Annotated in this window: 20 protein-coding genes and 1 rRNA gene; 5 read left to right on the forward strand and 16 right to left on the reverse strand. The window is 71.5% G+C overall.

Going from position 1 to position 23308, the window contains the following annotated elements:
• Positions 1-69, reverse strand: a 16S ribosomal RNA gene (locus tag AB0I79_RS22745); the annotation flags it as partial.
• Between the two features lie 740 nt (positions 70-809).
• Between AB0I79_RS22745 and AB0I79_RS22750 the strand changes: the two genes are divergently transcribed.
• Positions 810-2300, forward strand: a complete 1491-nt coding sequence (locus AB0I79_RS22750) for a glycosyltransferase family 39 protein (RefSeq protein ID WP_357875980.1) — start codon at positions 810-812, stop codon at positions 2298-2300.
• A 129-nt stretch (positions 2301-2429) separates the two neighbouring features.
• Here AB0I79_RS22750 and tyrS read toward each other — a convergent pair whose 3' ends face one another.
• The gene (gene tyrS, locus AB0I79_RS22755) at positions 2430-3698 is read right to left on the reverse strand and encodes a tyrosine--tRNA ligase (protein WP_357875982.1); all 1269 of its coding nucleotides are present in this window, start codon (positions 3696-3698) and stop codon (positions 2430-2432) included.
• 87 nt (positions 3699-3785) lie between these two features.
• Here tyrS and AB0I79_RS22760 point away from each other — a divergent pair, with 87 nt between their 5' ends.
• Complete coding sequence (locus AB0I79_RS22760) at positions 3786-4187, forward strand: PH domain-containing protein (protein WP_357875984.1); 402 nt, start codon at positions 3786-3788, stop codon at positions 4185-4187.
• Here AB0I79_RS22760 and AB0I79_RS22765 read toward each other — a convergent pair.
• The 9 genes from AB0I79_RS22765 to argC are packed head-to-tail and all read right to left on the reverse strand — an operon-like array spanning position 4127 to position 13121.
• Positions 4127-4840, reverse strand: a complete 714-nt coding sequence (locus AB0I79_RS22765) for a DNA-3-methyladenine glycosylase (protein WP_357875986.1) — start codon at positions 4838-4840, stop codon at positions 4127-4129. The genes AB0I79_RS22760 and AB0I79_RS22765 overlap by 61 nt on opposite strands.
• The gene (gene argH, locus AB0I79_RS22770; RefSeq protein ID WP_357875988.1) at positions 4822-6243 is read right to left on the reverse strand and encodes an argininosuccinate lyase; all 1422 of its coding nucleotides are present in this window, start codon (positions 6241-6243) and stop codon (positions 4822-4824) included. Before argH ends, AB0I79_RS22765 begins: the two co-directional genes overlap by 19 nt.
• Before the next feature lie 32 nt (positions 6244-6275).
• Positions 6276-7475 carry an argininosuccinate synthase gene (locus AB0I79_RS22775; RefSeq protein WP_357875990.1) on the reverse strand — a complete coding sequence of 400 codons (1200 nt, stop codon included), beginning with the start codon at positions 7473-7475 and terminating at the stop codon, positions 6276-6278.
• A 20-nt stretch (positions 7476-7495) separates the two neighbouring features.
• Positions 7496-8002, reverse strand: coding sequence for an arginine repressor (locus tag AB0I79_RS22780; protein ID WP_357875992.1), 507 nt, complete (start codon positions 8000-8002; stop codon positions 7496-7498).
• Positions 7999-8919: an ornithine carbamoyltransferase gene (gene argF, locus AB0I79_RS22785; RefSeq protein ID WP_357875994.1), complete on the reverse strand. Its 921-nt coding sequence runs from the start codon at positions 8917-8919 to the stop codon at positions 7999-8001. The genes AB0I79_RS22780 and argF overlap by 4 nt, the downstream gene beginning before the upstream one ends.
• Positions 8916-10082 (reverse strand): acetylornithine transaminase, encoded by a 1167-nt coding sequence (locus tag AB0I79_RS22790; RefSeq protein WP_357875996.1) that lies wholly within the window; start codon positions 10080-10082, stop codon positions 8916-8918. The genes argF and AB0I79_RS22790 overlap by 4 nt, the downstream gene beginning before the upstream one ends.
• A complete protein-coding gene (gene argB / locus AB0I79_RS22795) occupies positions 10079-10954 on the reverse strand; it encodes an acetylglutamate kinase (RefSeq protein ID WP_357875998.1) in 876 nt (291 codons plus the stop codon). The genes AB0I79_RS22790 and argB overlap by 4 nt, the downstream gene beginning before the upstream one ends.
• Entirely contained in the window at positions 10951-12102 is a 1152-nt protein-coding gene (gene argJ / locus AB0I79_RS22800; protein WP_357876000.1) for a bifunctional glutamate N-acetyltransferase/amino-acid acetyltransferase ArgJ, read from the reverse strand. Before argJ ends, argB begins: the two co-directional genes overlap by 4 nt.
• Positions 12099-13121, reverse strand: a complete 1023-nt coding sequence (gene argC, locus AB0I79_RS22805; RefSeq protein WP_357876002.1) for an N-acetyl-gamma-glutamyl-phosphate reductase — start codon at positions 13119-13121, stop codon at positions 12099-12101. Before argC ends, argJ begins: the two co-directional genes overlap by 4 nt.
• 241 nt (positions 13122-13362) lie before the next feature.
• On the opposite strand from argC, the gene AB0I79_RS22810 reads away from it, so the two are divergent.
• Complete coding sequence (locus AB0I79_RS22810; RefSeq protein WP_357876004.1) at positions 13363-13818, forward strand: hypothetical protein; 456 nt, start codon at positions 13363-13365, stop codon at positions 13816-13818.
• Between the two features lie 6 nt (positions 13819-13824).
• Here AB0I79_RS22810 and AB0I79_RS22815 read toward each other — a convergent pair whose 3' ends face one another.
• The 5 genes from AB0I79_RS22815 to AB0I79_RS22835 form a co-directional block, all read right to left on the reverse strand.
• Entirely contained in the window at positions 13825-15867 is a 2043-nt protein-coding gene (locus AB0I79_RS22815) for a bifunctional aldolase/short-chain dehydrogenase (RefSeq protein WP_357876006.1), read from the reverse strand.
• An 18-nt stretch (positions 15868-15885) separates the two neighbouring features.
• Positions 15886-17037 carry an L-rhamnose isomerase gene (rhaI, locus tag AB0I79_RS22820; RefSeq protein WP_357876008.1) on the reverse strand — a complete coding sequence of 384 codons (1152 nt, stop codon included), beginning with the start codon at positions 17035-17037 and terminating at the stop codon, positions 15886-15888.
• Between the two features lie 10 nt (positions 17038-17047).
• Entirely contained in the window at positions 17048-17365 is a 318-nt protein-coding gene (locus AB0I79_RS22825; RefSeq protein WP_357876010.1) for an L-rhamnose mutarotase, read from the reverse strand.
• 194 nt (positions 17366-17559) lie between these two features.
• Positions 17560-19488 (reverse strand): beta-galactosidase, encoded by a 1929-nt coding sequence (locus AB0I79_RS22830; protein ID WP_357876012.1) that lies wholly within the window; start codon positions 19486-19488, stop codon positions 17560-17562.
• 170 nt (positions 19489-19658) lie between these two features.
• Entirely contained in the window at positions 19659-20711 is a 1053-nt protein-coding gene (locus tag AB0I79_RS22835) for a Gfo/Idh/MocA family oxidoreductase (RefSeq protein WP_357876014.1), read from the reverse strand.
• Positions 20712-20850: 139 nt separating this feature from the next.
• Between AB0I79_RS22835 and AB0I79_RS22840 the strand changes: the two genes are divergently transcribed.
• Positions 20851-21852, forward strand: a complete 1002-nt coding sequence (locus AB0I79_RS22840) for a LacI family DNA-binding transcriptional regulator (RefSeq protein WP_357876016.1) — start codon at positions 20851-20853, stop codon at positions 21850-21852.
• A complete protein-coding gene (locus AB0I79_RS22845; protein WP_357876018.1) occupies positions 21849-23264 on the forward strand; it encodes a rhamnulokinase family protein in 1416 nt (471 codons plus the stop codon). Before AB0I79_RS22840 ends, AB0I79_RS22845 begins: the two co-directional genes overlap by 4 nt.
• Positions 23265-23308 lie beyond the last annotated feature (44 nt).

Genomic DNA, 23308 nt, shown 5'->3' on the forward strand with positions numbered 1-23308 from the left:
CCGCTCGACTTGCATGTGTTAAGCACGCCGCCAGCGTTCGTCCTGAGCCAGGATCAAACTCTCCAAACAATGTCTGGATTATTCATCCGAGCAAATCCATCAAGAAACAATTCTTGACGAGGTGTTGCATGAAAATCATGCACTGGCTTTTAACACACTGTTGAGTTCTCAAGAAACGGACGCGTACTTCCGGCTCGGACTCAGTTCCCTGAACCCTAGCGCGGAGGCGCTATCTCGCTCGTCTCAACCTTATCAGATCGCTCGTTTCCGTGTCAAATCCTGCGACTTGACTGGAAGCGGTTCGATCTTCCAAGATTGCGTGCCCCGGCTCCGAGGCAACCCTCGTAACTTACCGTGGCATCCGGCTCGTGTCGAATCAACCGATTTTCCGATGATCCACGCACGCCCAGAAGCCGCCCATGCTGAGGCACGCCGAAGCAGCTCTGCCGGGTTGGCTCGTTTGTTTCAAGGGGCTTGCCCTGGGGCCCGTCCGCCTGACCGGCGTCCGGCTCACTCCCGGGGCGAAGTGAAAGATTAGGTCGCGATCCGCGAGACGTCAAATCGCCCCGCGAGGGATCCGGCCGGCCCGCCGTAGATGCGTGATCTCAAAGGACGCCGCTCTCGGTGTCCCGCTGATGCCGAAGGCAGCACAAGCAAGGCCGTTCCGCGCCGGGGCACGTCCGCAATCAGCCGGTCGGAGGTCCGAGGTCTGACGCACTGCTCCGCCCCCAGCCCTGCTCAGTAACCTCACAAGTGGCTGAACGATCACATTCGCCATCTATCCGGCGCCCGGCGCGTATCCTGCCCCGGTGACCACTGCCGCCACACTGGCTCCCCCAGTTCGCCGCCCGGCCGAACGTCTGCGCTCCTCGTCTCCCTGGTGGATGGCGCTGGTGGGCGCGGTGGCCGGGTTCTCCGGGACGGGTTCCGCCACGCTGAACGGCGACGAGCTCGCGACGATCAGCGCCGCCTCGCGTTCACTGTCCGGGATGTTCGAGCTGGCCCGCCACATCGACGGCCATTTCCTGCCCTACTACCTGTTCATGCACTTCTGGGCGAAGGCCGGCACGTCGGAGCTGTGGTTGCGGTTGCCGTCAGCGGTGGCGATCGGGGTGGCGGCGTGGTTCCTGGTCGACCTGGGCCGGCGGTTGCACAGCACGCGGGCGGGGGTGATCGGCGCCGGTGTCTTCGCCGTCCTGCCGTCGGTTTCCTACTACGGGGCGTTCGCCAGGTCGTACGCGTTCGCGGCGGCCGCGGTCGTGCTCTCGTTCTGGGCGCTGCACCGCGCCGTCGAGCGGCCGGGGGCGGCGCGGCGGTGGGTGCTGTACGGGGTGGCGGTGGCGCTCGTGTGCTCCACGCACCTGTTCGCGGTGCTCGTCCTGCCCGCCCAGCTCCTGCTGCTGCGGTGGGCGGTGGCGGTGCGGATGCTGAGCGCGCTGGCCGTCGGATGTGTGCCCGCCGCCGTGCTGGGGTTGATCGGGTACGGGGAACGGCACGCGATCAGCTGGATCCCGGAGCGAGGGCCGGAGGTGTGGCTGAAGTTCCCGAAGATGGCGGCGGGGTCCGCCACGCTCGGGGTCGTGCTGTTCGCGATGGCGCTGGCGGGAGCGGTGGTGATGTGGCGGGCGGCAGGCAAGGGCCAGGGGCAAGGGCAGGGGCAGGGCGACAAGGTGTGGGCGTCGGTGCTGGTGGGCTGGCTGGTGCTGCCTCCGGTGCTGCTGCTCGCGGTGTCGGTGCTGGTCACACCGGCTTACGTGGATCGGTATCTGTTCGTGACCGCTCCCGCGCTGGCGCTGCTGGCCGGGCTGGCGGTGGCGGGGCTGCCCCGGTTCCAGGTGGTGACGGCGGTGCTGGTCGTGGTCGTCGGGTTCGGGCTGGCGTTCTCCGAGCACGCGGAGGTGCGGGAGGAGAACGGGCGGTTCGAGAACATTCCGTGGGCGCTTCGGGTGATCAAGGCCGAGCCCGAGGACGCGATCGTCTACGGGCAGAGCCAGTTGCGCGCGGGGTTCGACTACTACGCCGACTCGCTCATGCCGGTGGACGTGCTGCTGGCGGGGAGCGCGCCTGATCCCGATGGATTCGGTTATCCGGAGGGGTCCGATGTCTCGGGGGCCTTGGAGGGGCGCGAGCGGGTTTGGGTCGTGTGGCGGGGGACGAAGCAGTCGGGGCTGGAGGCGGGCTCCATCGCTCGGGTCGCGGAGGTGGAGAAGGCCGGGTTCGAGCTCAGTGTGGCCAAGCACTCCGGTGATCTGCCCGGGCTGACGGTGGCGTTGTTCACGCGTTCATCAGCCAGCCAGTGAGGCGGCTGACGAACCAGCCAGTGGACCGCTCTCTCCGCTTGGTTTGGCCGCCCCGCATCGTCCAGATGCCCGGGGCCAACGCGAAAGCGGGCCCTCCGCACTACGAAGGACCCGCTCGGCCGAAGACGGTCAGCCGACCGCGACGCCGCCGATCGACTTCTTGCCGCGCCGCAGCACCATGAAGCGCCCGGCCAGCAGGTCGTCGGCCACCGGCACGTACGCCTCGTCGGTGATCTTGCGGTTGTTGAGGTACGCCCCGCCCTCCTTGACCGCCCGCCGGGCAGCCGACTTCGACTCGACCAGCCCGCTGTCGGCCAGCAGGTCGACGAACGAGGCACCGAGGGCGGGCACGGTGGCCTTGGGCACCTCGGCCAGCGCGGCCTCGAGGGTCGAGGCGGGAAGTTCCTCCAGAGCGCCCTGGCCAAACAGCGCCTTGGAGGCGGCCAGCACAGCGTCCAGCTCCTGCCGCCCGTGCAGCAGCTCGGTGAGGTCCTCGGCCAGCGTGCGCTGGGCCTCGCGGGCGAAGGGCCGCTCGGCGACGGCCTTCTCCAACTCCTCGATCTCCTCGCGGGAGCGGAACGTGAACACCTTGAGGTAGTGGATCACGTCGCGGTCGTCGGAGTTGAGGAAGTACTGGTAGAAGGCGTACGGCGAGGTCATGGCGGGGTCGAGCCAGAGCGCGCCGCCCGCCGTCTTGCCGAACTTGGTGCCGTCGGCCTTGGTGATCAGCGGCAGCGTGACGACGTGGACGTGCGCACCCTCGACACGGCGGATCAGGTCGGCGCCGGCGGTGATGTTGCCCCACTGGTCGCTGCCGCCGACCTGGAGGGTGCAGTTGTAGCGGCGGTACAGCTCCAGGAAGTCGTTGGACTGCAGGATCTGGTAGCTGAACTCGGTGTAGCTGAGCCCTTCGCCCGCCAGGCGGGCGGAGACCGACTCCCTGGCCAGCATGCGGTTGACCGGGAAGTGCTTGCCGATGTCGCGCAGGAACTCGATCGCGCTCAGCTCGCCGGTCCAGTCGAGGTTGCTGACCAGGCGGGCCGGGTTGGGGCGCGACTCGTCGAAGTCGAGGAACCTGCCGACCTGGCCGCGCAGGCGCTCCACCCACTCGGCGACGACCTCGGTGGAGTTGAGCGAGCGCTCGGTGTTACGGCCGCTCGGGTCACCGATCAGGCCGGTGGCGCCGCCGACCAGGCCGATCGCGTTGTGACCGGCGAGCTGGAAGCGGCGCAGCGTCAGCAGCGGCACGAAGTGTCCGACGTGCAGGGACGCCGCCGTCGGGTCGAAGCCGCAATAGACCGTGATCGGCGCCTTGGCCATGGACGCGCGCAGCGCGTCGAGGTCGGTGGACTGGGCGATCAGGCCTCGCCACGCGAGGTCGTCAAGGATGTCGGTCACGGTGATCTGGCTTTCCTGTTCGGATGCGGATGCCTTTAGCCTGCCCGATCGGTGCGCATGCGCGCCACTTGGATACGCTGGGTGTCCATGTGGAGGGTCCGTCGCGAGCTGGCCGTTTTCAAGATCTTAGGGGCTCTGGTGTGTGCCGGGCTCGCCGTTTACTGGTGGTTCGAGGGGGATTTCCGGGGTGTGATCCTGGCCGTGCCCGCGGCCGTGCTGGTGGGTGCGATGGGGTTGCGTGACGTGCTCGTCCCCGTACGGCTGGCGGCCGACCCGAGCGGCATCACCGTGGTGCACGGGTTCGCGGGCAGGCGGCACGTGCCGTGGGAGTCGATCTGGGACATCAAGGTCGACGTGCGCAGGCGCTGGGGGCTGCGCAGCGAGATGCTGGAGATCGACACCGGCGACAACCTGCACATCTTCAGCGCTCACGACCTGGGCACCTCCCCCACGGAGGTGGCGGCGGCGCTGCGGCGGCGGGGCACGTGAGCGCGGTACGGCGAGACGGTCTCGTCGCCGTCGATCCAGAACCGCCAGGGCGTGTCCTTGGCCGTCGAGATGCCGGTGCGCGGGCCTGACCTGATCTGGCCGGGGTCGGCGGGCCGGCCTTCGAGCATGGTGGCCGACGCGTGCGGTCTGCCGGCGGGCGAGCCTTCGAGGATGGCGTCGAGGCCGTTGTGCTCGCGCTCCAGGCCGAGCGCGACGGCCAGCCGGGCGGGCCCCCGCGCCAGGTCCCGGAAGGCGACCGGCTTGGCCGCCGTGCGCCGGGCGCGGGCCTCCGCCTCGCCGGCCACCACCTCACCCGCCCGCAGCAGCACGGCCGAGCCCGAGCCGTCGGGCAGGCAGACGAGGTTGGCGCAGAAGTGCATGCCGTAGGTGAAGTACACGTACAGGTGCCCGGGCGGGCCGAACATGACCGCGTTGCGGGGTGTCCTGCCCCGGTACGTGTGCGCCGCCGGGTCCTCGCCTGGGCCGCCGTACGCCTCGACCTCGGTCAGGCGTACGGCGACGGGCCCGTGCACGAGCACGCGCCCGAGCAGGTCGGGCGCCACCTCGTGGGACGGCCGGTCGAAGAAGCCGCGCGGCAGCGGCACCGGGCTCAGCTCGCCGCCGCGCTCGAAGCTCAGCTCCCCGCGGCCCATGCCGCCTGCGCGTCGACCGCCTCGCGCAGCGCGACGAGCTGGTCGCGGACGCGGTCGGGTGCGGTGCCGCCGTGGGCCTTTCTGGCGGCCAGGGCGCCGGGGACGCTGAGCACGTCGCGGACGTCGGGCGTCAGGTGGGAGGAGACCTTGGCCAGCTCGTCGTCGGTCAGCTCGCCGAGGTCCTTGTCGTTGACCTGGCACCACACGACGAGGTGGCCGACGGCCTCGTGCGCGTCGCGGAACGGCACCCCGCGCCGGACGAGCAGCTCGGCCAGGTCGGTGGCCAGGGCGTAACCGTCGGGGGCGGAGGCCTCCATGCGCGCGGTGTTGACCCGCATGGTGGCGACCAGGCCGGCCATCGCGGGCAGGACGAGCAGCAGCGTGTCGACCGCGTCGAACACCGGCTCCTTGTCCTCCTGCAGGTCGCGGTTGTAGGTCAGCGGCAGGCCCTTGAGCGTGGTGAGCAGCGACATCAGGTTGCCGATCAGCCGCCCTGACTTGCCGCGGGCCAGCTCGGCCACGTCGGGGTTCTTCTTCTGCGGCATGATCGACGAGCCGGTGGAGTAGGCGTCGTCCATCTCGATCCAGCGGAACTCCTGCGAGGCCCACAGGACGATCTCCTCGCCCAGCCGCGACAGGTGCACGCCGATCATGGCCGCGTCGAACAGGAACTCGGCGGCGAAGTCGCGGTCGGCGACGGCGTCCATCGAGTTGGGCGCGGCGGCGGCGAAGCCCAGCTCCTCCGCGACGGCCTGCGGGTCGAGCGGCAGCGAGGAGCCCGCGAGGGCGCCGGAGCCGAGCGGGGAGATCGCGGCGCGCTTGTCCCAGTCGGTGATCCGGTCGATGTCGCGCGCGAAGGCGTGCACGTGGGCCAGGAGCTGGTGGCCGAAGGAGACGGGCTGCGCGTGCTGCAGGTGCGTCATGCCGGGCGCGGCCGTCTCGGCGTGCTGCTCGGCCTGGGCCATGAGCGCCGTCTCCAGCTCGACCAGCCGGGAGACGACCGAACGGGCGTGGTCGCGGAGGTACAGGCGCAGGTCGGTGGCGATCTGGTCGTTGCGCGAGCGGCCGGCGCGGAGCTTGCCGCCGAGCGAGCCCAGCCGCTCCAGCAGGCCGCGCTCCAGCGCGGTGTGCACGTCCTCGTCGGCGACCGTCGGCCGGAACTCGCCCGCCTTGCAGGCCTGCTCCAGGTCGTCGAGCGCGCCGATCATGCGCTCGAGCTCCTCGGCGGTCAGCAGCCCCGCTCTGTGCAGCACGCGGGCGTGCGCCCTGGACGCCGCCAGGTCGTACGGCACCAGCCGCCAGTCGAAGTGCACACTCACCGACAGCCGGGCCAGCGCGTCGGACGGGCCGCTCTCGAAGCGTCCGCCCCACAGCCGCATCGGCTTGCCATCACTCACCGTCATCTCCTTCGCGTCCCCCGAGACCATAGTGCAACTCAGCCCTTCCTCGCGTCCCGGGCCGCCGCGATCTTAGCGGGGAGGGAGAACAGCTGGACGAAGCCCTTGGCCAGGGACTGGTCGAAGGTGTCGCCCGTGTCGTAGGTGGCGAGTGAGAAGTCGTACAGGGAGTCGTGCGAGCGGCGCCCTGTCACGGTCGCCCTGCCGCCGTGCAGGGTCATCCTGATGTCGCCGTTGACGTGCTTCTGCGCGTCGGCGATGAGCGCGTCGAGCGCGCTCTTGAGCGGCGAGAACCACAGGCCGTCGTAGACGAGCTCGCTCCAGCGCTGGTCGACGCCGCGCTTGAAGCGGGCCAGGTCGCGCTCGACGGTGACGTTCTCCAGCTCCATGTGGGCGGCGATGAGGGCGATCGCGCCGGGCGCCTCGTACACCTCGCGCGACTTGATGCCCACCAGGCGGTCCTCGACCATGTCGATGCGGCCCACGCCCTGCGCGCCGGCGCGCCGGTTGAGCTCCTCGACGACCTGGTACGGCGTGAGCGAGCGCCCGTCGAGCTTGACGGGGACGCCCTGCTCGAAGGTGATCACGACCTCGTCGGGCTCGCGCTGCTGCGCCGGGTCGGCGGTGTAGGAGTAGACCTCTTCGGTGGGGCCGTTCCAGATGTCCTCCAGGAAGCCGGTCTCGACGGCGCGGCCCCAGAGGTTCTGGTCGATGGAGAACGGGTTCTTCTTCGAGGTCTCGATGGGCAGGCCCTTGGCCTCGGCGTACTCGATGGCCTTGTCGCGTGTCCAGGCGAAGTCCCTGGCGGGGGCGATGACCTGCAGGTCGGGGGCCAGGGCGGCCAGGCCGGCCTCGAAGCGGACCTGGTCGTTGCCCTTGCCGGTGCAGCCGTGGGAGACGATCGTGCCGCCGAACCGCTTGGCCGCCGACACCAGGTGCTTGACGATCAGCGGGCGCGACAGCGAGGAGACCAGCGGGTAGCGGTCCATGTAGAGCGCGTTGGCCTGCAGGGCCGGCACGCAGAAGTCGGCGGCGAACTCCTCCTTGGCGTCCACCACGACAGATTCGACGGCGCCGCAGTCGACGGCGCGCTTCTGGATGACGTCCATCTCCTCGCCGCCCTGGCCGAGGTCCACGGCGACGGCGACGACCTCGGCGTTCATCTTCTCGGCGAGGTACGGGATGGCGACCGAGGTGTCGAGGCCGCCTGAATAGGCGAGCACTACTCTGTCGGGCATTTTCCAATCTCCAAAGTCTTCTAGCTTCGCCGGTCGGCGGCCTTCAGCAGCGCCTCGGCGAGGGCCTGGCCGCCCGCCGGGTCGCGGCTGATCACGAGGATGGTGTCGTCGCCGGCGACCGTGCCGAGGATGGACTCCCAGTCGGCGTGGTCGATGGCTGAGGCGAGGAACTGCGCCGCGCCCGGCGGGGTCCGCACGATGACCAGGTTGGCCGAGGCCTCCGCGCCGACGAGCAGCTCCTCCGCGATGCGGTGCAGGCGGGCGGCGGGGCTCTCGCCGCTGCCCAGCCGGGTGAGCGGGATGCGGCCGCCGCCCTCGCCGGGCAGCGCGTAGACGAGGGAGCCGTCGTCGGCCCGCAGCTTGAGCGCGCCGAGCTCGTCGAGGTCACGCGAGAGCGTGGCCTGGGTGACCTCCACGCCGCTCTCGGCGAGCAGCTTGGCCAGCTCGGGCTGGGAGCGCACGGCCTTCCGCTGCAGCAGGTCGGTGATCTTCGCCTGCCGCGCGGCCTTGGTCATCGGGATCATCATGTGCGGGAGACTAGCCAGTGCAGCAGGGCCTTCTGGGCGTGCAGCCGGTTCTCCGCCTGGTCCCACACCACGCTCTGCGGCCCGTCGAGCACCTCGGGGGTGATCTCGTAGCCTCGGTAGGCGGGCAGGCAGTGCAGCACGACGGCGTCGGGCGCGGCGTGCCGCAGCAGCTCGGAGTTCACCTGGTACGGCATGAGAGCGGCCACCCGTTCCTCCTTGCCGTCCTGGCCCATCGAAACCCACGTGTCGGTGGCGATCACGTGCGCCCCCTGGGCGGCGGCCGCCGGGTCGGACAGCGCCAACACCGAGCCGCCCGTCCTGGCGGCGATGGCCGCGGCCTGGTCGAGGATGACCGCGTCGGGCTGGTAGCCGGGCGGGGCGGCGATGCGCACGTGCATGCCGGCCGTGGCCCCGCCGAGCAGGTAGGAGTGGGCCATGTTGTTGGCGCCGTCGCCGACGTAGGTGAGCGTGAGCCCGGCGGTGCGGCCGAGGTGCTCCTGGACGGTCTGCAGGTCGGCCAGGATCTGGCAGGGGTGGAAGTCGTCGGTGAGCGCGTTGACGACCGGCACCCGCGAGTGCGCGGCCATCTCGTCGATCAGCTCCTGGCCGGTGGTGCGCCAGACGATGGCGGCCACCTGCCGGTCGAGCACCCGGGCGATGTCGGCGGTCGGCTCGCCGCGGCCCATGAGGACCGAGACGTTGTCGACGATCAGCGGCAGGCCGCCGAGCTCGCCGATGCCGGTGTGGAAGGAGACGCGGGTCCTGGCCGACGGCTTGTCGAACAGGACGGCGACGGTCTGCGGGCCCTCGAAGGGGCGGTAGCCGAACCGGTCCTTCTTCATGGCGGCGGCGAGGTCGAGCACCTCCGCCTGCTCGGCGGGGGTCAGATCGTCATCACGCAGGAAATGCCTGGTCACTGGGAAGCCTCCGCCAGGATCGCGGGGAACGCGGCAACGAACGCGTCCACCTCGTCGGCCGTCACGATCAGCGGGGGCGCGATGCGTACGGCGTCGGGCTGCAGGGCGTTGACCAGGAAGCCGGCGTTCGCGGCGGCCTTTTGCACCTCGGCCGAGCGGGGCTCGGCCAGCACGGCGGCCAGCCACAGGCCGCGGCCGCGCACGCCCTTGAGCAGCGGCTCCCGGACGGCCTCCAGCCCGGTACGCAGCCGCGCGGCCACCGACCTGACGTGGTCGAGGTCGAGGGTGTCGAGCACGGCCAGCGCCGCGGCGCACGAGACCGGGTTGCCGCCGAACGTCGAGCCGTGGTCGCCCTTCTCGAACAGCTTGCCCACGTCGCCGAACCCGATGCAGGCGCCGATCGGCAGCCCGCCGCCCAGGCCCTTGGCCAGGGTGAGGATGTCGGGGACGACGCCGTCGGCCTGGTGGGCGAACCAGTGGCCGCTGCGGCCGATGGCCGACTGGATCTCGTCGGCCACCAGCAGCGCGCCGGTCGAGTCGCAGATCTCGCGGGCCGCCTCGAAGTAGCCGTCGGGCGGCGGCACGACGCCGGCCTCGCCCTGGGTGGGCTCGAGGAAGACGGCGATGCAGTCGCCGGTCACGGCTTCCTTGAGCGCGTCGGCGTCGCCGTAGGGGACGAACCGGACGGGCACGGGGAACGGTCCGAACTGGTCGCGGATCGCCTTCTTGCCCGTCAGGGACAGGGCGCCGATCGTGCGGCCGTGGAAACCGTTCTCGGCGGCCACGAAGTAGGAGCGGCCCTCGCGCCTGCCGTACTTGAGCGCGAGCTTGTAGGCCGCCTCGTTGGCCTCGGTGCCGGAGTTGGCGAGGAAGACCCGGACGGGGGCGTCGAGCAGGGCGCGCAGCCGCTCGGCCAGCAGCACCTCGGGCTCGTGCAGGAACAGGTTGCTGGTGTGCGCGATCGTGGCGACCTGCTTGGAGACGGCTTCGACCAGGGCCGGGTGGGCGTGGCCGAGCGAGCTGGTCGCGATGCCGGCGATGAAGTCGAGGTACTGCTTGCCGTCCACGTCCCACACGCGGGAGCCCTCGCCTCGCGCCAGGGCGACCGGGGGGACGCCGTAGTTGGGCATGAAGGCGCTTTCGAACCTTTCGAACAGGCTCATGAGGGCATCACCATCGTTCCGATTCCTTCATTGGTGAAGATCTCCAGCAGCAGGGAGTGCGGCACGCGGCCGTCGAGGACGTGGGCCTGCGGCACCCCGCCCTGCACGGCCGTCAGGCACGCCTCCATCTTCGGCACCATGCCGCTGGACAGTGTGGGCATCATCGCTTCGAGCTCGTCGGCGGTGAGCAGGTCGATCACGTCGGTGTCGTCGGGCCAGCTCGCGTACAGGCCCTCGACGTCGGTCAGCACGATCAGCTTGTGGGCCTGGAGCGCCACGGCCAGCGCGGCGGCGGCGGTGTCGGCGTTGACGTTGTAGATCTCTCCGTCGTCGCCCCTGGCCACGCTGGAGATGACCGGGATGCGGCCGTTGTCGAGCAGGGCGTTCACGGCGCCGGGATCGACCTTGATGATCTCGCCGACCTGGCCGATGTCGACCGGCTGCCCGTCCACGATGGCGTGCTTGCGCACGGCCGTGAACAGGTGGGCGTCCTCGCCGGACATGCCGACCGCGAACGGGCCGTGCCGGTTGACCAGGCCCACGATGTCGCGGTTGACCTGGCCGGTGAGCACCATCCTGACGACCTGCATGGCCTCTGGGGTGGTGACCCGGAGGCCGGCGGTGAACGTGGACGGGATGCCCGCCTTGTCCAGCGCGCTGCTGATCTGCGGGCCGCCGCCGTGCACGACGACCGGGCGCAGGCCGGCCTGGTGCAGGAAGACGACGTCCTCGGCGAAGCCCTCCTTGAGGGCCTCCTCGGTCATGGCGTTGCCGCCGTACTTGATGACGACGGTCGCGCCGTGGAAGCGGGTCAGCCAGGGCAGCGCCTCGATCAGCGCCTCGGCCTTGGTCTGCGCGGTGGTCAGCCTCATGAGGAGTACGCCGAGTTCTCGTGGACGTAGTCGGCCGTCAGGTCGGTGGTGTGCACGGTCGCGGTGTGCGGGCCCGCCGACAGGTCGATGGTGATCGTCACGTCGCGGGGGCGCATGTCCACCTTGGAGCGGTCGTCACCGACCGCGCCGCCGCGGCAGATCCAGATGCCGTTGATGGCCACGTTGAGCCGGTCGGGCTCGAACACCGCGTCGGTGGTGCCGACGGCGGCCAGGACGCGGCCCCAGTTGGGGTCCTCGCCGTGGATGGCGCACTTGAGCAGGTTGGAGCGGGCCACGGAGCGGCCGACCTTGACGGCGTCGTCCTCGGAGGCGGCGCCGACCACCTCGATGGCGATGGCCTTGGAGGCGCCCTCGGCGTCCACCAGGAGCTGCCGGGCCAGGTCGGCGCAGACCTCGATGACCCGCTGCTCGAACTCGGCCAGGTCAGGCTTGACGCCGGCGGCGCCGCTGGCCAGCAGCAGCACGGTGTCGTTGGTGGACATGCAACCGTCGGTGTCGAGCCGGTCGAACGTCACCGACGTGGCCTTGCGCAGCGCGGCGTCGAGCTCCTCGCTGGTCAGGTCGGCGTCGGTGGTGATCACGCAGAGCATGGTGGCCAGGGCGGGGGCGAGCATGCCGGCGCCCTTGGCCATGCCGCCGACCATGTAGCCGGTGCCGCGCTTGAAGGAGATCTTGGAGACGGTGTCGGTGGTGCGGATGGCGTCGGCGGCGGCCAGGCCGCCGTCGCGGGAGAGCTGGCCCGCGGCGGTCTCGACGCCGGACAGCAGCTCGTCCATCGGCAGCCGCTCGCCGATCAGGCCGGTGGAGCAGACCGCGATCTCGCCCGCGGAGTCCTCCAGCGCCTCGGCGACCTTCTCGGCGGTGGCGTGGGTGTCCTGGAAGCCTTCCGGCCCGGTGCAGGCGTTGGCTCCGCCGGAGTTGAGCACCACCGCTCGCAGCCGCCCGCCCGCGAGGACCTGCTGCGACCACAGCACGGGCGCGGCCTTCACGCGGTTGGCGGTGAAGACGCCCGCGGCGGCGCGGCTGGGCCCGTCGTTGACGACGAGGGCCAGGTCGCGGGCGCCGCCGGACTTGATTCCGGCGGCGACACCCGCGGCTCTGAACCCCAGGGGGGCAGTGACACTCATGGAGCAACTCCTGTCGTGGGGAGGCCGAGCTCTTCCGGCAGGCCGAGGGCGAGGTTCACGCTCTGCAGGGCGCCCCCGGCGGTGCCCTTGGTGAGGTTGTCGATGGCGATGACGGCGACCACGCGGTTCGCGCGCGGGTCGAGCGTCACCTGCAGCGCCGCGGTGTTGGCGCCGTACGTCATGGAGGTGGCCGGCCACAGGCCCTCGGGCAGGAGCCGCACGAACGGCTCGTCCTTCAGCGCTACCTCGTAGGCGGCCCGCAGCGACTCACCGGTGACGCCGGGCGCGGCGGGGGCGGAGCAGGTGGCCAGGATGCCGCGGCTCATGGGGGCCAGCGTCGGGGTGAACGACACCCGTACGGGCGTGCCCGCGACGGCCGACAGGCCCTGCTCCATCTCGGGGGTGTGCCGGTGGACGCCGCCCACGCCGTACGCGCTGACCGAGCCCATGACCTCGCTGCCGAGCAGGTTCGGCTTGAGGGACTTGCCGGCGCCGCTGGTGCCGCTGGCGGCCACGACGACCACGTCGGGCCCGGCCAGGCCGGCGGCGAACGCGGGCGCCAGGGCGAGCAGCACGGAGGTCGGGTAGCAGCCGGGCACGGCGATGCGCCTGGCGCCCTTGAGGAGCTCGCGCTGGCCGGGCAGCTCGGGCAGGCCGTAGGGCCAGGTGCCGGCGTGCTCGCCGCCGTAGAACTCCTGCCAGGCGGCCGGGTCGGCGAGCCGGTGGTCGGCCCCGCAGTCGACCACGACCGTCTCCTCGCCCAGTTGCGCGGCGACGGCGGCCGAGTGGCCGTGCGGCAGCGCCAGGAAGACCACGTCGTGGCCGGCGAGCGTGCCGGCCGTGGTGTCCTCGATGACCCGGTCGGCGAGCTGCGGCAGGTGGGGCTGGTGGGCGCCGAGGCGGCTGCCGGCGCTGGAGGCGGCGGTGAGCGCGCCGATCTCGAACTCGGGATGGCCGAGCAGGAGGCGGAGCAGCTCCCCTCCCGCGTAGCCGCTGGCTCCCGCGACCGCTGCTCTCATGCCACCCCTCCCGAATGCATGTTTATGCATCATAGCTCATGACCTTGCTTGTGAAAATAATGCACTCTAGAGGATGAACATGCAAGCCAGAGCGCCCTTGCCGCCCGCATCGTGAGACTTGTCACGTGCAGGTGAGCTCCAAGACGGGGGCGCCAGGATGGAGGCCATGACCGAGTTCTTGTCCGAATCGCCGTCCGGTACACGTGGCAGAGGCCCCGGGCCCTGGGGACGTGGCGTTCTCGTGCTGCTGTGGCTGGGGGTCTGCCTGACGCCGATGGTGCTGGCCACCGGAGAGCTGGAGCTGGCCACGGGGCGGGCGGGCACGCCGGGGACGCTGCGCGTCGTCTCATGTGAGGACCTGGGCGAGGGCCGGTACGACTGCAGGGGGCAGTTCACGCCCGACAACGGGGACGCGGTCGTGGAGGTGGCCGCCTCCCCCGACTCCGAGGCGGGCGACCTGTTGCGGGCCCAGCTCACGCCGGAGGGCGACCGGGCCGTGCCGGCAGGTGCGAAGGGCGTGCTGGCGGCGCTGGCACTGCCGGGAATGGGGCTGGGCGGGCTGGGGTTCCTGCCGTACGTGGTCATGTACTGGCTGGGGGCGCGCAGGGGGCGCCGGGCCGCCGTGACCGGAGGGATCCTGGTCACGGCGGCCGGGGTCGTGCTGATGCTCGCCGGTATGGTGGCGGCCTACTCCTAGCGCCTCCTACCGCAGGAAGGCGGCGGCCACGCCGGCGTCCACCGGGACGTGCAGGCCGGTGGTGTGGCTCAGGTCGCTGGCGGTGAGCGCGAAGACCGCGTTGGCCACGTGCTCGGGCAGGACCTCGCGCTTGAGCAGGGTGCGCTGGGCGTAGAACTCGCCGAGCCTGTCCTCCTCGACCCCGTACACGGCCGCGCGGTTGGCGCCCCAGCCGGAGGCGAAGATGCCGGAGCCGCGCACGACGCCGTCGGGGTTGACGCCGTTCACGCGGATGCCGTGGGCGCCCAGCTCGGCCGCCAGCAGGCGCACCTGGTGGGCCTGGTCGGCCTTGGCGGCGCCGTAGGCGACGTTGTTCGGGCCGGCGAAGACGGAGTTCTTGGAGGAGATGTAGACGATGTCGCCGCCCATGGCCTGGTCGATCATGACCTTGGCCGTCTCGCGGGAGACCAGGAACGAGCCGCGCGCCATCACGTCGTGCTGCAGGTCCCAGTCGGCCAGCGTCGTCTCCAGGAGCGCGCGCGACAGCGACAGGCCGGCGTTGTTGACGACCAGGTCGACGCCGCCGAACGCGAGCACGCCCGCGCGTACCGCGGCGACGATCTGCTCCTCCGACGTGACGTCCACCCCGACCGCCACGGCGACGTCCGGGACGCGGTACGCGCTCGCGCCGATCTCGGCGGCCACCTTCTCCGCCGCGCCCAGGTCGCGGTCGGCCACGATCACGCACGCGCCCTCGGCGGCCAGCCGGCGGGCGGTGGCCGCGCCGATGCCCGAGCCGCCGCCGGTCACCAGCGCGACCCTGGTGGCCAGGGGCTTGGGCTTGGGCATGCGGCGGAGCTTGGCCTCCTCCAGCTCCCAGTACTCGATGCGGAACTTCTCCGACTCGGGGATGGGGGCGTAGGTCGAGACGGACTCGGCGCCGCGCATGACGTTGATGGCGTTGACGTAGAACTCGCCGGCCACGCGGGCGGTCTGCTTGTCCTTGCCGAAGGAGAACATGCCGACGCCCGGCACCAGCACGATCGCCGGGTCCGCGCCCCGGATGGCCGGGGAGTCGGGGGTGGCGTGCCGGTTGTAGTAGGCGGTGTACTCCTCGCGGTAGGCGGCGTGCAGCTCGCGCAGCCGCTCGGCGACCTGCTCCAGGGGCGCGTCCGGCGGCAGGTCCAGCACCAGCGGCGCGACCTTGGTGCGCAGGAAGTGGTCGGGGCAGGACGTGCCCAGCGCGGCGAGCCTCGGGTGCTCGGCGCGGGAGACGAAGTCGAGCACCTCGGGGGTGTCGGTGTAGTGGCCGACCACGCGGATGTCGGTCGAGGCCAGGCCGCGGATCAGCGGGAACAGCGCCGCGGCCCGCTCGTGCCGCTCGGCCTCGGGCAGCGTGTCGTAGATCACCGAGCCGAACGGGTCCTGACGGCCGTGCTCGGCCAGGTACGCCTCCGCGGTGCGGATGATCTCCAGCGAGCGCGCCTCGCACTCCTGCGAGGTGTCGCCCCAGGCCGTGATGCCGTGGCCGCCCAGGACGCAGCCGATGGCCTGCGGGTTCGCCTCCTTGATGGCGGCGATGTCCAGGCCGAGCTGGAAACCGGGCCGGCGCCACGGCACCCACACGACCCTGTCGCCGAAGACGCGCCTGGTCAGCTCCTCGCCGTCGGCGGCGGTGGCGATCGCGATGCCCGCGTCGGGGTGCAGGTGGTCGACGTGGCCGGCCTCGACCAGGCCGTGCATGGCGGTGTCGATGGACGGCGCGGCACCGCCCTTGCCGTGCAGGCAGTAGTCGAAGGCCGCGACCATCTCGTCCTCGCGCTCGACGCCCGGGTAGACGCCCTTGAGCGCGCGCAGCCGGTCGAGGCGGAGCACGGCGAGACCGGCCTGCTTCAGGGTGCCGAGGTCGCCGCCCGAGCCCTTGACCCAGAGCAGCTCGACGTCCTCGCCGGTGACGGGGTCGGGCTCGGTGCCCTTGGCCGAGGTGTTGCCGCCCGCGAAATTGGTGTTACGCGGGTCGGCGCCCAGGCGGTGGGAACGCTCGAGGAGTTCGTTGATGACGTTGGACATGGCGTTGGACATGGTGCTTCAGGCCCCCCAGCCTGCCTGGTTGCCGCCGACGCGCTCGGCGGCGATCTTCTCGAAGTATCCGGACTTGGCGTAGGCGGCCATCGGGTCGGGCGCGAGGCCCTGCTCCTCGCGCAGCTCGGCGAGCAACGGCCGCACGTCGGTGTTGTAGGCGTCCATGAGGACGGCGTTGGCGCCCAGCACGTCGCCCTCGTTCTGCGCGGCGCTCAGCGCGTCGCGGTCCACGAGCAGCGCCTTGGCGGTGGCCTCCTGCACGTTCATGACCGAGCGGATCTGGCCGGGGATCTTGGGCTCGATGTTGTGGCACTGGTCGAGCATGAACGCGACCTCGTCGGTGAACCCGCCGCCCCTGATGACCTCGTACATGATGCGGAAGAGCTGGAACGGGTCCGCCGCGCCCACCATGAGGTCGTCGTCGGCGTAGAAGCGGGAGTTGAAGTCGAAGCCGCCGAGCTTGCCCTCGCGCAGGAGGAAGGCGACGATGAACTCGATGTTGGTGCCCGGGGCGTGGTGGCCGGTGTCCACGACGACCTGTGCCTTGGGGCCGAGCTTGACGCAGTGCGCGTAGGCGGTGCCCCAGTCGGGCACGTCGGTGGCGTAGAAGGCCGGCTCGAACAGCTTGTACTCCAGCAGGAAACGCTGGCCCTCGCCCAGGCGGTCGTAGACCTCGGCCAGCGACTCGGCCAGGCGGTCCTGGCGGGCCCTGATGTCGTCCTGGCCCGGGTAGTTGATGCCGTCGGAGAACCACAGCTTCAGCGTGTCGGAGCCGGTGGCGTCCATGATGTCCACGCACTCGAGCAGGTGGTCGGTGGCCTTGCGGCGCACCCGCGCGTCGGGGTGGGTGACGCTGCCCAGCTTGTAGTCGTCGTCCTGGAAGACGTTGGAGTTGATCGCACCGATCTGCACCCCCGCCTCGCGGGCGTGGCGGGCCAGGTCGGCGTAGTCGTCCACCTTGTCCCACGGGATGTGCAGGGCGACGGTGGGAGCAATCCCGGTGTAGGCGTGCACCTGGGCGGCGTCGGCCAGCTTCTCGTACGGGTCGCGCGGCACGCCCTGCTGGGCGAACACCTTGAACCGCGTGCCGCTGTTGCCGTAGGCCCAGGACGGCGTCTCGATGCGCTGCGACCGCAGCGCGGCCTTGATGTCAGTCATTACTCCCCGATCAATCCAGGTGGAACACTTCGGTCAGCGGGACCATGCCCTCGTCGGGGCGGCCGTCGAGGCCCTCGAAGAACGGCGCCATCTCGGCCTGCCAGCGGGCGTTGACCTCGGTCCCGGCCATCGCCTTCTGTGCGGCCTCGAAGTCCTCGGTCTCCAGGTATCCCACCAGGAGGCCGTCGTCCCTGAGGAAGAGCGAGTAGTTGTGCCAGCCGGTGCGCGACAGCGCCTCTCGCATCTCCGGCCAGACGTCGCGGTGGCGTTCGCGGTACTCCGCCAGCCGCTCTGGGCGGACTTTCAGCAGGAAGCAGACGCGTTGCACTGACACTCCCTTCAAAACGTTTTAATCCGTCGTGCAGGAAACTATGATTACTGGTGCTCGCTGTCAATGGACCAGCGACCCCCGATGCGGCGGCGGAACCCGCTCCGGGGGGTGACACGTTTTAACGCACCTCGCAGGCGGGTGAGCGGTCCTTGGGGAAGCTCGCCGCCCGCCTGCGGCCGGGTCGCGGCGGGTCAGCCGGGGATCACCACCGCGTCGCCGGCCGCGACGGTGACGGTGTCGCCACCGGCGGTCGTGACGGTGGCGTCCTCGGTGGTGTGGTTGACGGCGAACAGGAAGGAGCGCCCGTCCGGGTGCGAGCGCCGGACGACCTCGACCCCCGGCACGCTCGTGGCCTCGGGCGACACCCCCGCCTCGCGGCAGGCCGTGGCGAGGACCTCGGCGAGCGCGGCGTCGTCGAGCAGGGTGGTCAGGTAGTGCGCCGAGCCGTCGCCGAACTCGTTGCGGGTCCAGGCGGGCTCCCCGCTCGCGTACGTGTCGAGCACCTTGGCGGTGGTGACCCGGGCCGCCTCGCTCCACACGCCGCCGGTCGCGCCCGACGCCAGCCGGATCGGCGCGTCGAGGGGGAAGAACTCCTCGACGCTCACCCCGAGCAGGTCCCGCCAGGCGCCCGGGTAGCCGCCCAGCCGGACCCGGTCGTGCTCGTCCACGATCCCGCTGTACGGGCCCACGACCACGACCCCGCCCCGCCGGGCGAACTCCTCCAGGCCGGCCGCCCCCGCGTCGCTCACCAGGTAGAGCTGGGGCACCACGACCAGGCGGTAACCGGTCAGGTCGCCCTCGGGGTGGGCCAGGTCGCAGGTGACGCCGGCCCGCCACAGCGCGGCGTGCCAGCGCTTGGCCTCCTCCACCGGGTCCAGCTCCGAGGTGGGCTGGGCGGGGTGGTCCTGCGCCCACACGCTGGAGTGGTCGAGAAGCAGGGCGACGTCGGCCTTGACCGTGCTGCCCGCCACGCCGGAGAGCCCCGCCAGCTCGGCCCCGAGCGCCACCACCTCGCGCCAGATCTTGGTGTCGGTGCCGGCGTGCGGCACCATCGCCGAGTGCCACTTCTCGGCGCCCGCCCTGGACTGGCGCCACTGGAAGAACATGATCCCGTCCGCGCCCCTGGCCAGGTGCTGGAGGGAGTTGCGGCGCAGCTCGCCGGGGGTCTTGGCGAGGTTGCGCGGCTGCCAGTTGACCGCGCTGGTGGAGTGCTCCATGAGCAGCCACGGCCGGCCGCCGCCCAGCGAGCGGGCGTAGTCGGCGGCGAAGGCCAGGTCGATGTGGCGCTCGCGGCGGGCGCCGATCAGGTAGTGGTCGGTGGAGACCACGTCCAGCTCGGCGGCGAAGGCCCAGCAGTCCATGTCCCAGTGCGCGCCGGCCATCAGGTTGGTGGTGGCGGGCACGTCCGGGGTGAGCTGCTTGAGCAGGTCGCGTTCGGCGACGTACAGCTCGACCAGCGCGTCGGAGCTGAACCTGCGGAAGTCGAGCTGCTGGCCCGGGTTGGGGAAGCTGGGGGTGGCGCGGGGCGGCAGGATCTGCGCCCAGTCGCTGTAGCGCTGGGACCAGAACGCGGTCCCCCACGCCTCGTTGAGCGCGTCGAGCGAGGAGTAGCGCGTGCGCAGCCAGGCGCGGAAGGCGGCGGCCGAGGTGTCGCAGTAGCAGCGGGCGTTGTGGCAGCCGTACTCGTTGTGCACGTGCCACAGGGCCAGCGCCGGGTGGTCGCGGTAGCGCAGCGCCACCTGCTCGGCGATGCGCAGGGCCTTCTCGCGGTAGATGGGCGAGCTGGGGCAGAAGCCCTGCCTGCTGCCGTGGTAGAGGCGCCGCCCGTCGGCGTCCACGGGCAGCGCCTCCGGGTAGGCGTCCGAGAACCACGGCGGCGGGGAGGCGGTGGGGGTGGCGAGGTTGGCGCCGATCCCGTTCTCGGCCAGCAGGTCCATCACCCGGTCGAACCAGCCGAAGTCGAACACGCCCTCGACGGGCTCCAGCGACGACCAGGAGAAGATCCCGACGCTGACCCGGTTGACGCCGGCCTCGCGCATCAGCGCGACGTCCTGCTCCCACGTCTCCTCGGGCCACTGCTCGGGATTCCAGTCGCCGCCGTACGCGATGCCATCCGGCATGAATGTCTGCCTTTCGAGATAACTGTTAGCGCTCACAGTCCGTTACGCCTATGTTTACGGGGGATTAAAACGTTCCGGCCGTATTGCGCACAAGACCCGCGCCGCCTGAGCATGCTGTCCGCCCAGGTCAGCACGGGCGTTTCGGTGGCGGCCCGGGATGCTCCCGTGACTCATGGGGTCGCGGCAGCGAAGAACGTTTCAACGCCGCCGTCGAGCCGGTGGTAGAACGGGCTCTCCGCGGTGATCTCCTCGCGCCGCACCGGGCGGCCGGTGAAGGCGGAGGCGTACAGGCCGGTGACGAACTCCATGGCCCGCCTGGCGTCCGCGCCGGAGGCCGGCGGGCGCTCGCCGCGCTCGTAGGCGTCCAGCAGCAGGCCGAGCTGGGTGGCGTGGCTGCTGGGAACGTCCTCGGGCGGGCTCCACAGCGGCGAGGTGGAGGTCCAGTCGGCGTTGCCGTAGCCGTACAGGTGGCGCAGTTCCACCGTGGCGTCGGCGAAGTCGAAGCGCAGGTAGCTCTCCTCCCGCGGCGACAGCACGCTGGTGACGACCGAGCCCATGGCGCCGTTCTCGAAGCGCACCATGGCCAGCGACACGTCCTCGGTCTCGATCGGCCGGTCCAGCCGCCCGGCCATGGCCGTGATCTCCGCCCAGTCGCCGAACACCGACAACATCAGGTCCATCTGGTGCACGCCGTGCAGCACCGTCGTGCCGCCGCCCTCGGCGGCCCACGTGCCGCGGTACGGCGCCGCGTAGTACTCCTCGCCCCGGTGCCAGGTCGTCTGGCACAGCGCCAGCATCGGGCGGCCCAGCGCCCCGCCCAGCGCGCGCAGGTGCTCGGCGCCGGAGCCGAAGCGCTGCTGGTAGACGACCGACAGGTACGGCCCGCCGGGGCCCTCGGCCGCCGCCATCCGGTCGAGCTCGGCCAGCGAGAGCGCGGCCGGCTTCTCGCACCACACCCACGCGCCCGCCGACAGGGCCGCGACGGCCTGCCCGGCGTGCAGGTACGGCGGCGTGCAGACGATCACCAGGTCGGGCCGCTCGGCGGCGAGCAGCTCCTCCAGGTCCGTGTACACCGCCGCCGCGCCGCCGGCCAGCGATCGGGCCCTGGTCTCGTCCACGTCCGCCACGGCCACCAGCTCGACCCGGTCGCCGTGGGCCCGCAGGGCGGGCATGTGGCTGTGCGCGGCGATGGCGCCGGCCCCTACGATGGCAGCGCGGATCACGAGCGCCCCCCCTTATAGAAACGTTTTACTTCCGGCGCGCGAGGTTAGGCGGCGTCTCACGACGATGTCAACGCGGATTTGCGGTCCCACCGGTGCCGCGACTGGCGCGCTGTCCGTTAGTACGTTTTAATTTAGCTTCATGGCCATGGTCAGCATCAAGGACGTCGCCGCGCACGCCGGCGTCTCCCCGGGCACGGTCTCCAACGTACTGAACCGGCCCGGCAAAGTCGCCCCCGCGACGCGCGAGCGGGTGGAGGCGGCCATCAGCGAGCTGGGGTTCGTCCGTCACGGCTCCGCCTCGACGCTGCGCGCGGGGCACAGCAGGACGATCGGCCTGAGCGTGATCGACATCGGCAACCCGTTCTTCACCGAGGTAGCCGCCGGGGTCGAGGACGTCGTCAGCGAGCTGGGGTACGCCGTGATCCTCGGCAACTCCGCCGGGTCGCAGGACAAGGAGGACCGCAACCTGCGGGTGCTGGCCGAGCACCGGGTGCGCGGCGTGCTGATCACTCCCTCGGGCGAGGACCCCGCCAGGCTCGACCGGCTGCGCGAGCACGGCATCAGCGTGGTGCTGGTGGACCATCCCGCGCACCGGCCCGACCAGTGCGCGGTGGCCGTGGACGACGTCGCGGGCGGCCGGGCCGCCGTGGCGCACCTGCTGTCCAAGGGCGCGCGCACCGTCGCGTACGTGACGGGCCCGCTGACCATCCGCCAGTGCGTGGAGCGGCGCGAGGGCGCCAAGGTCGCGATGCGCGCGGCCGGGCTCGACCCCGACGACCTGCGGGTGGCCGAGGCCGCCACGATGACGGCCCGCGCGGGCGAGAAGGCCGCCGCCGACCTGATCGCCGAGGGCCTGCCCGAGGCCGTCTTCTGCGCCAACGACCTGCTCGCGCTGGGCGTGCTGCGCGCCCTGCTCCGCTCGGGGGTGCGGGTGCCCGAGGAGGTGGCGCTGATGGGGTACGACGACATCGACTTCGCCGCCGCCTCCACCGTGTCGCTCAGCTCGATGCGCCAGCCCACGTACCAGCTCGGCCGCATCGCCACCGAGCTGCTGCTGGACGAGTGCGACAACCCCGACACGCACGCGCACCAGCACATCATGTTCCAGCCGGAGCTCGTCGCCAGGGAGTCCACCCAATGAGCCGCCGTTTCGCCGCCGTCGACCTCGGCGCCTCCAGTGGCCGGGTGATGCTGGCCGACCTGTCCGACGGGCTGAGCCTGACCGAGGCGCACCGCTTCCCGAACGGCCCGGTACGCGTCGCCGACCACCTCTACTGGGACATCCTCGGCCTCTACCGCGAGATCCTCACCGGGTTGCGCGCGGCGGGCCCGGTCTCCTCCATCGGCGTGGACTCGTGGGCGGTGGACTACGCGCTGCTCGACGAGTCGGGCGCCATGCTGGGCAACCCCGTGCACTACCGCGACGACCGCACGGCCGGCGTGGCGGAGCGGGTGGCCGGGACGGTCGGCGCGGAGACCCTGTACGACGTGTCCGGGCTGCAGGTCCTGCCGTTCAACACGGTCTACCAGCTCCTGACGGAGCGGCGGCTCGGCGACGCGGCCACGATGCTGCTCGTCCCCGACCTGATCGGCTACTGGCTGACCGGCGAGCTCGGCGCCGAGGTGACCAACGCCTCCACGACGGGCCTGCTCGACGTGCGCACGCGCGAGTGGGCGTTACCGCTGATCAAGCAGCTCGGCCTGCCGGCGGGCCTCTTCCCGCCGCTGCGGCAGCCCGGTGACCTGGTCGGCGGCCTGCGCAGGGACGTGGCCGGGGAGATCGGCTGGTCGGCGCCCGTCCGCGCGGTCGGCTCGCACGACACCGCCTCGGCGGTGGCCGCGGTGCCCGCCACCGGCTCCGCGTTCGCCTACGTCTCGTGCGGCACCTGGTCGCTGGCCGGGGTGGAGCTGCCCGGCCCGGTGCTCACCCGCGGGAGCCGCGCCGCGAACTTCACCAACGAGGCCGGCATCGACGGCACCGTCCGCTACCTGCGCAACGTCATGGGCCTGTGGCTGCTGCAGGAGTGCCTGCGCGCCTGGCCGGGCGCCGACCTGGGCGACCTGCTGAAGGCCGCGGCGGCCGAGCGGCCGTTCGCCGCCGTGGTGAACCCGGACGAGCCCGCCTTCCTGCCGCCGGGCGACATGCCGGCCAGGATCGCCGCCGAGTGCCGCCGCACCGGCCAGCGCCCGCCCGCCTCCCCCGCCGCGTACGTGCGATGCGTGCTGGAGAGCCTGGCGCTCGGGCACCGGCTGGCCGTGCGGCAGGCGATGGAGCTGTCGGGCCGCGACGTCGAGGTCGTCCACCTGGTGGGCGGCGGCTCGCGCAACGAGCTGCTGTGCCAGTTCACCGCCGACGCCTGCGGGCTGCCGGTGGTGGCGGGGCCCGGGGAGGCCACCACGTTCGGCAACGTGCTGGTGCAGGCGCGGGCGGCCGGGCTGGTGTCGGATCTCGGGGAGATGCGCGCGCTGGTCGCCTCCTCGCAGCCGCTGCGCCGCTACGAGCCGTCCGGCGACCGTGCCGCCTGGGACGAGGCGGCCTCCAGGGCGTTCTGACCTGCCGGTTTTCCCCCGGCCTGTCCAGGGCAGGACTCGGGCCG

Source organism: Nonomuraea sp. NPDC050202, assembly GCF_040656115.1.
Classification (GTDB): domain Bacteria; phylum Actinomycetota; class Actinomycetes; order Streptosporangiales; family Streptosporangiaceae; genus Nonomuraea.

Coding starts and splice junctions, on each gene's coding strand:
- AB0I79_RS22760 (WP_357875984.1), top strand. CDS start 3,786: ATGTGGAGGGTCCGTCGCGAGCTGGCCGTTTTCAAGATCTTAGGGGCT.
- AB0I79_RS22765 (WP_357875986.1), bottom strand. CDS start 4,840: ATGGGCCGCGGGGAGCTGAGCTTCGAGCGCGGCGGCGAGCTGAGCCCG.
- argH (WP_357875988.1), bottom strand. CDS start 6,243: ATGACGGTGAGTGATGGCAAGCCGATGCGGCTGTGGGGCGGACGCTTC.
- AB0I79_RS22775 (WP_357875990.1), bottom strand. CDS start 7,475: ATGCCCGACAGAGTAGTGCTCGCCTATTCAGGCGGCCTCGACACCTCG.
- AB0I79_RS22780 (WP_357875992.1), bottom strand. CDS start 8,002: ATGATGATCCCGATGACCAAGGCCGCGCGGCAGGCGAAGATCACCGAC.
- AB0I79_RS22790 (WP_357875996.1), bottom strand. CDS start 10,082: ATGAGCCTGTTCGAAAGGTTCGAAAGCGCCTTCATGCCCAACTACGGC.
- argB (WP_357875998.1), bottom strand. CDS start 10,954: ATGAGGCTGACCACCGCGCAGACCAAGGCCGAGGCGCTGATCGAGGCG.
- argJ (WP_357876000.1), bottom strand. CDS start 12,102: ATGAGTGTCACTGCCCCCCTGGGGTTCAGAGCCGCGGGTGTCGCCGCC.
- argC (WP_357876002.1), bottom strand. CDS start 13,121: ATGAGAGCAGCGGTCGCGGGAGCCAGCGGCTACGCGGGAGGGGAGCTG.
- AB0I79_RS22815 (WP_357876006.1), bottom strand. CDS start 15,867: ATGTCCAACGTCATCAACGAACTCCTCGAGCGTTCCCACCGCCTGGGC.
- rhaI (WP_357876008.1), bottom strand. CDS start 17,037: ATGACTGACATCAAGGCCGCGCTGCGGTCGCAGCGCATCGAGACGCCG.
- AB0I79_RS22830 (WP_357876012.1), bottom strand. CDS start 19,488: ATGCCGGATGGCATCGCGTACGGCGGCGACTGGAATCCCGAGCAGTGG.
- AB0I79_RS22840 (WP_357876016.1), top strand. CDS start 20,851: ATGGCCATGGTCAGCATCAAGGACGTCGCCGCGCACGCCGGCGTCTCC.
- AB0I79_RS22845 (WP_357876018.1), top strand. CDS start 21,849: ATGAGCCGCCGTTTCGCCGCCGTCGACCTCGGCGCCTCCAGTGGCCGG.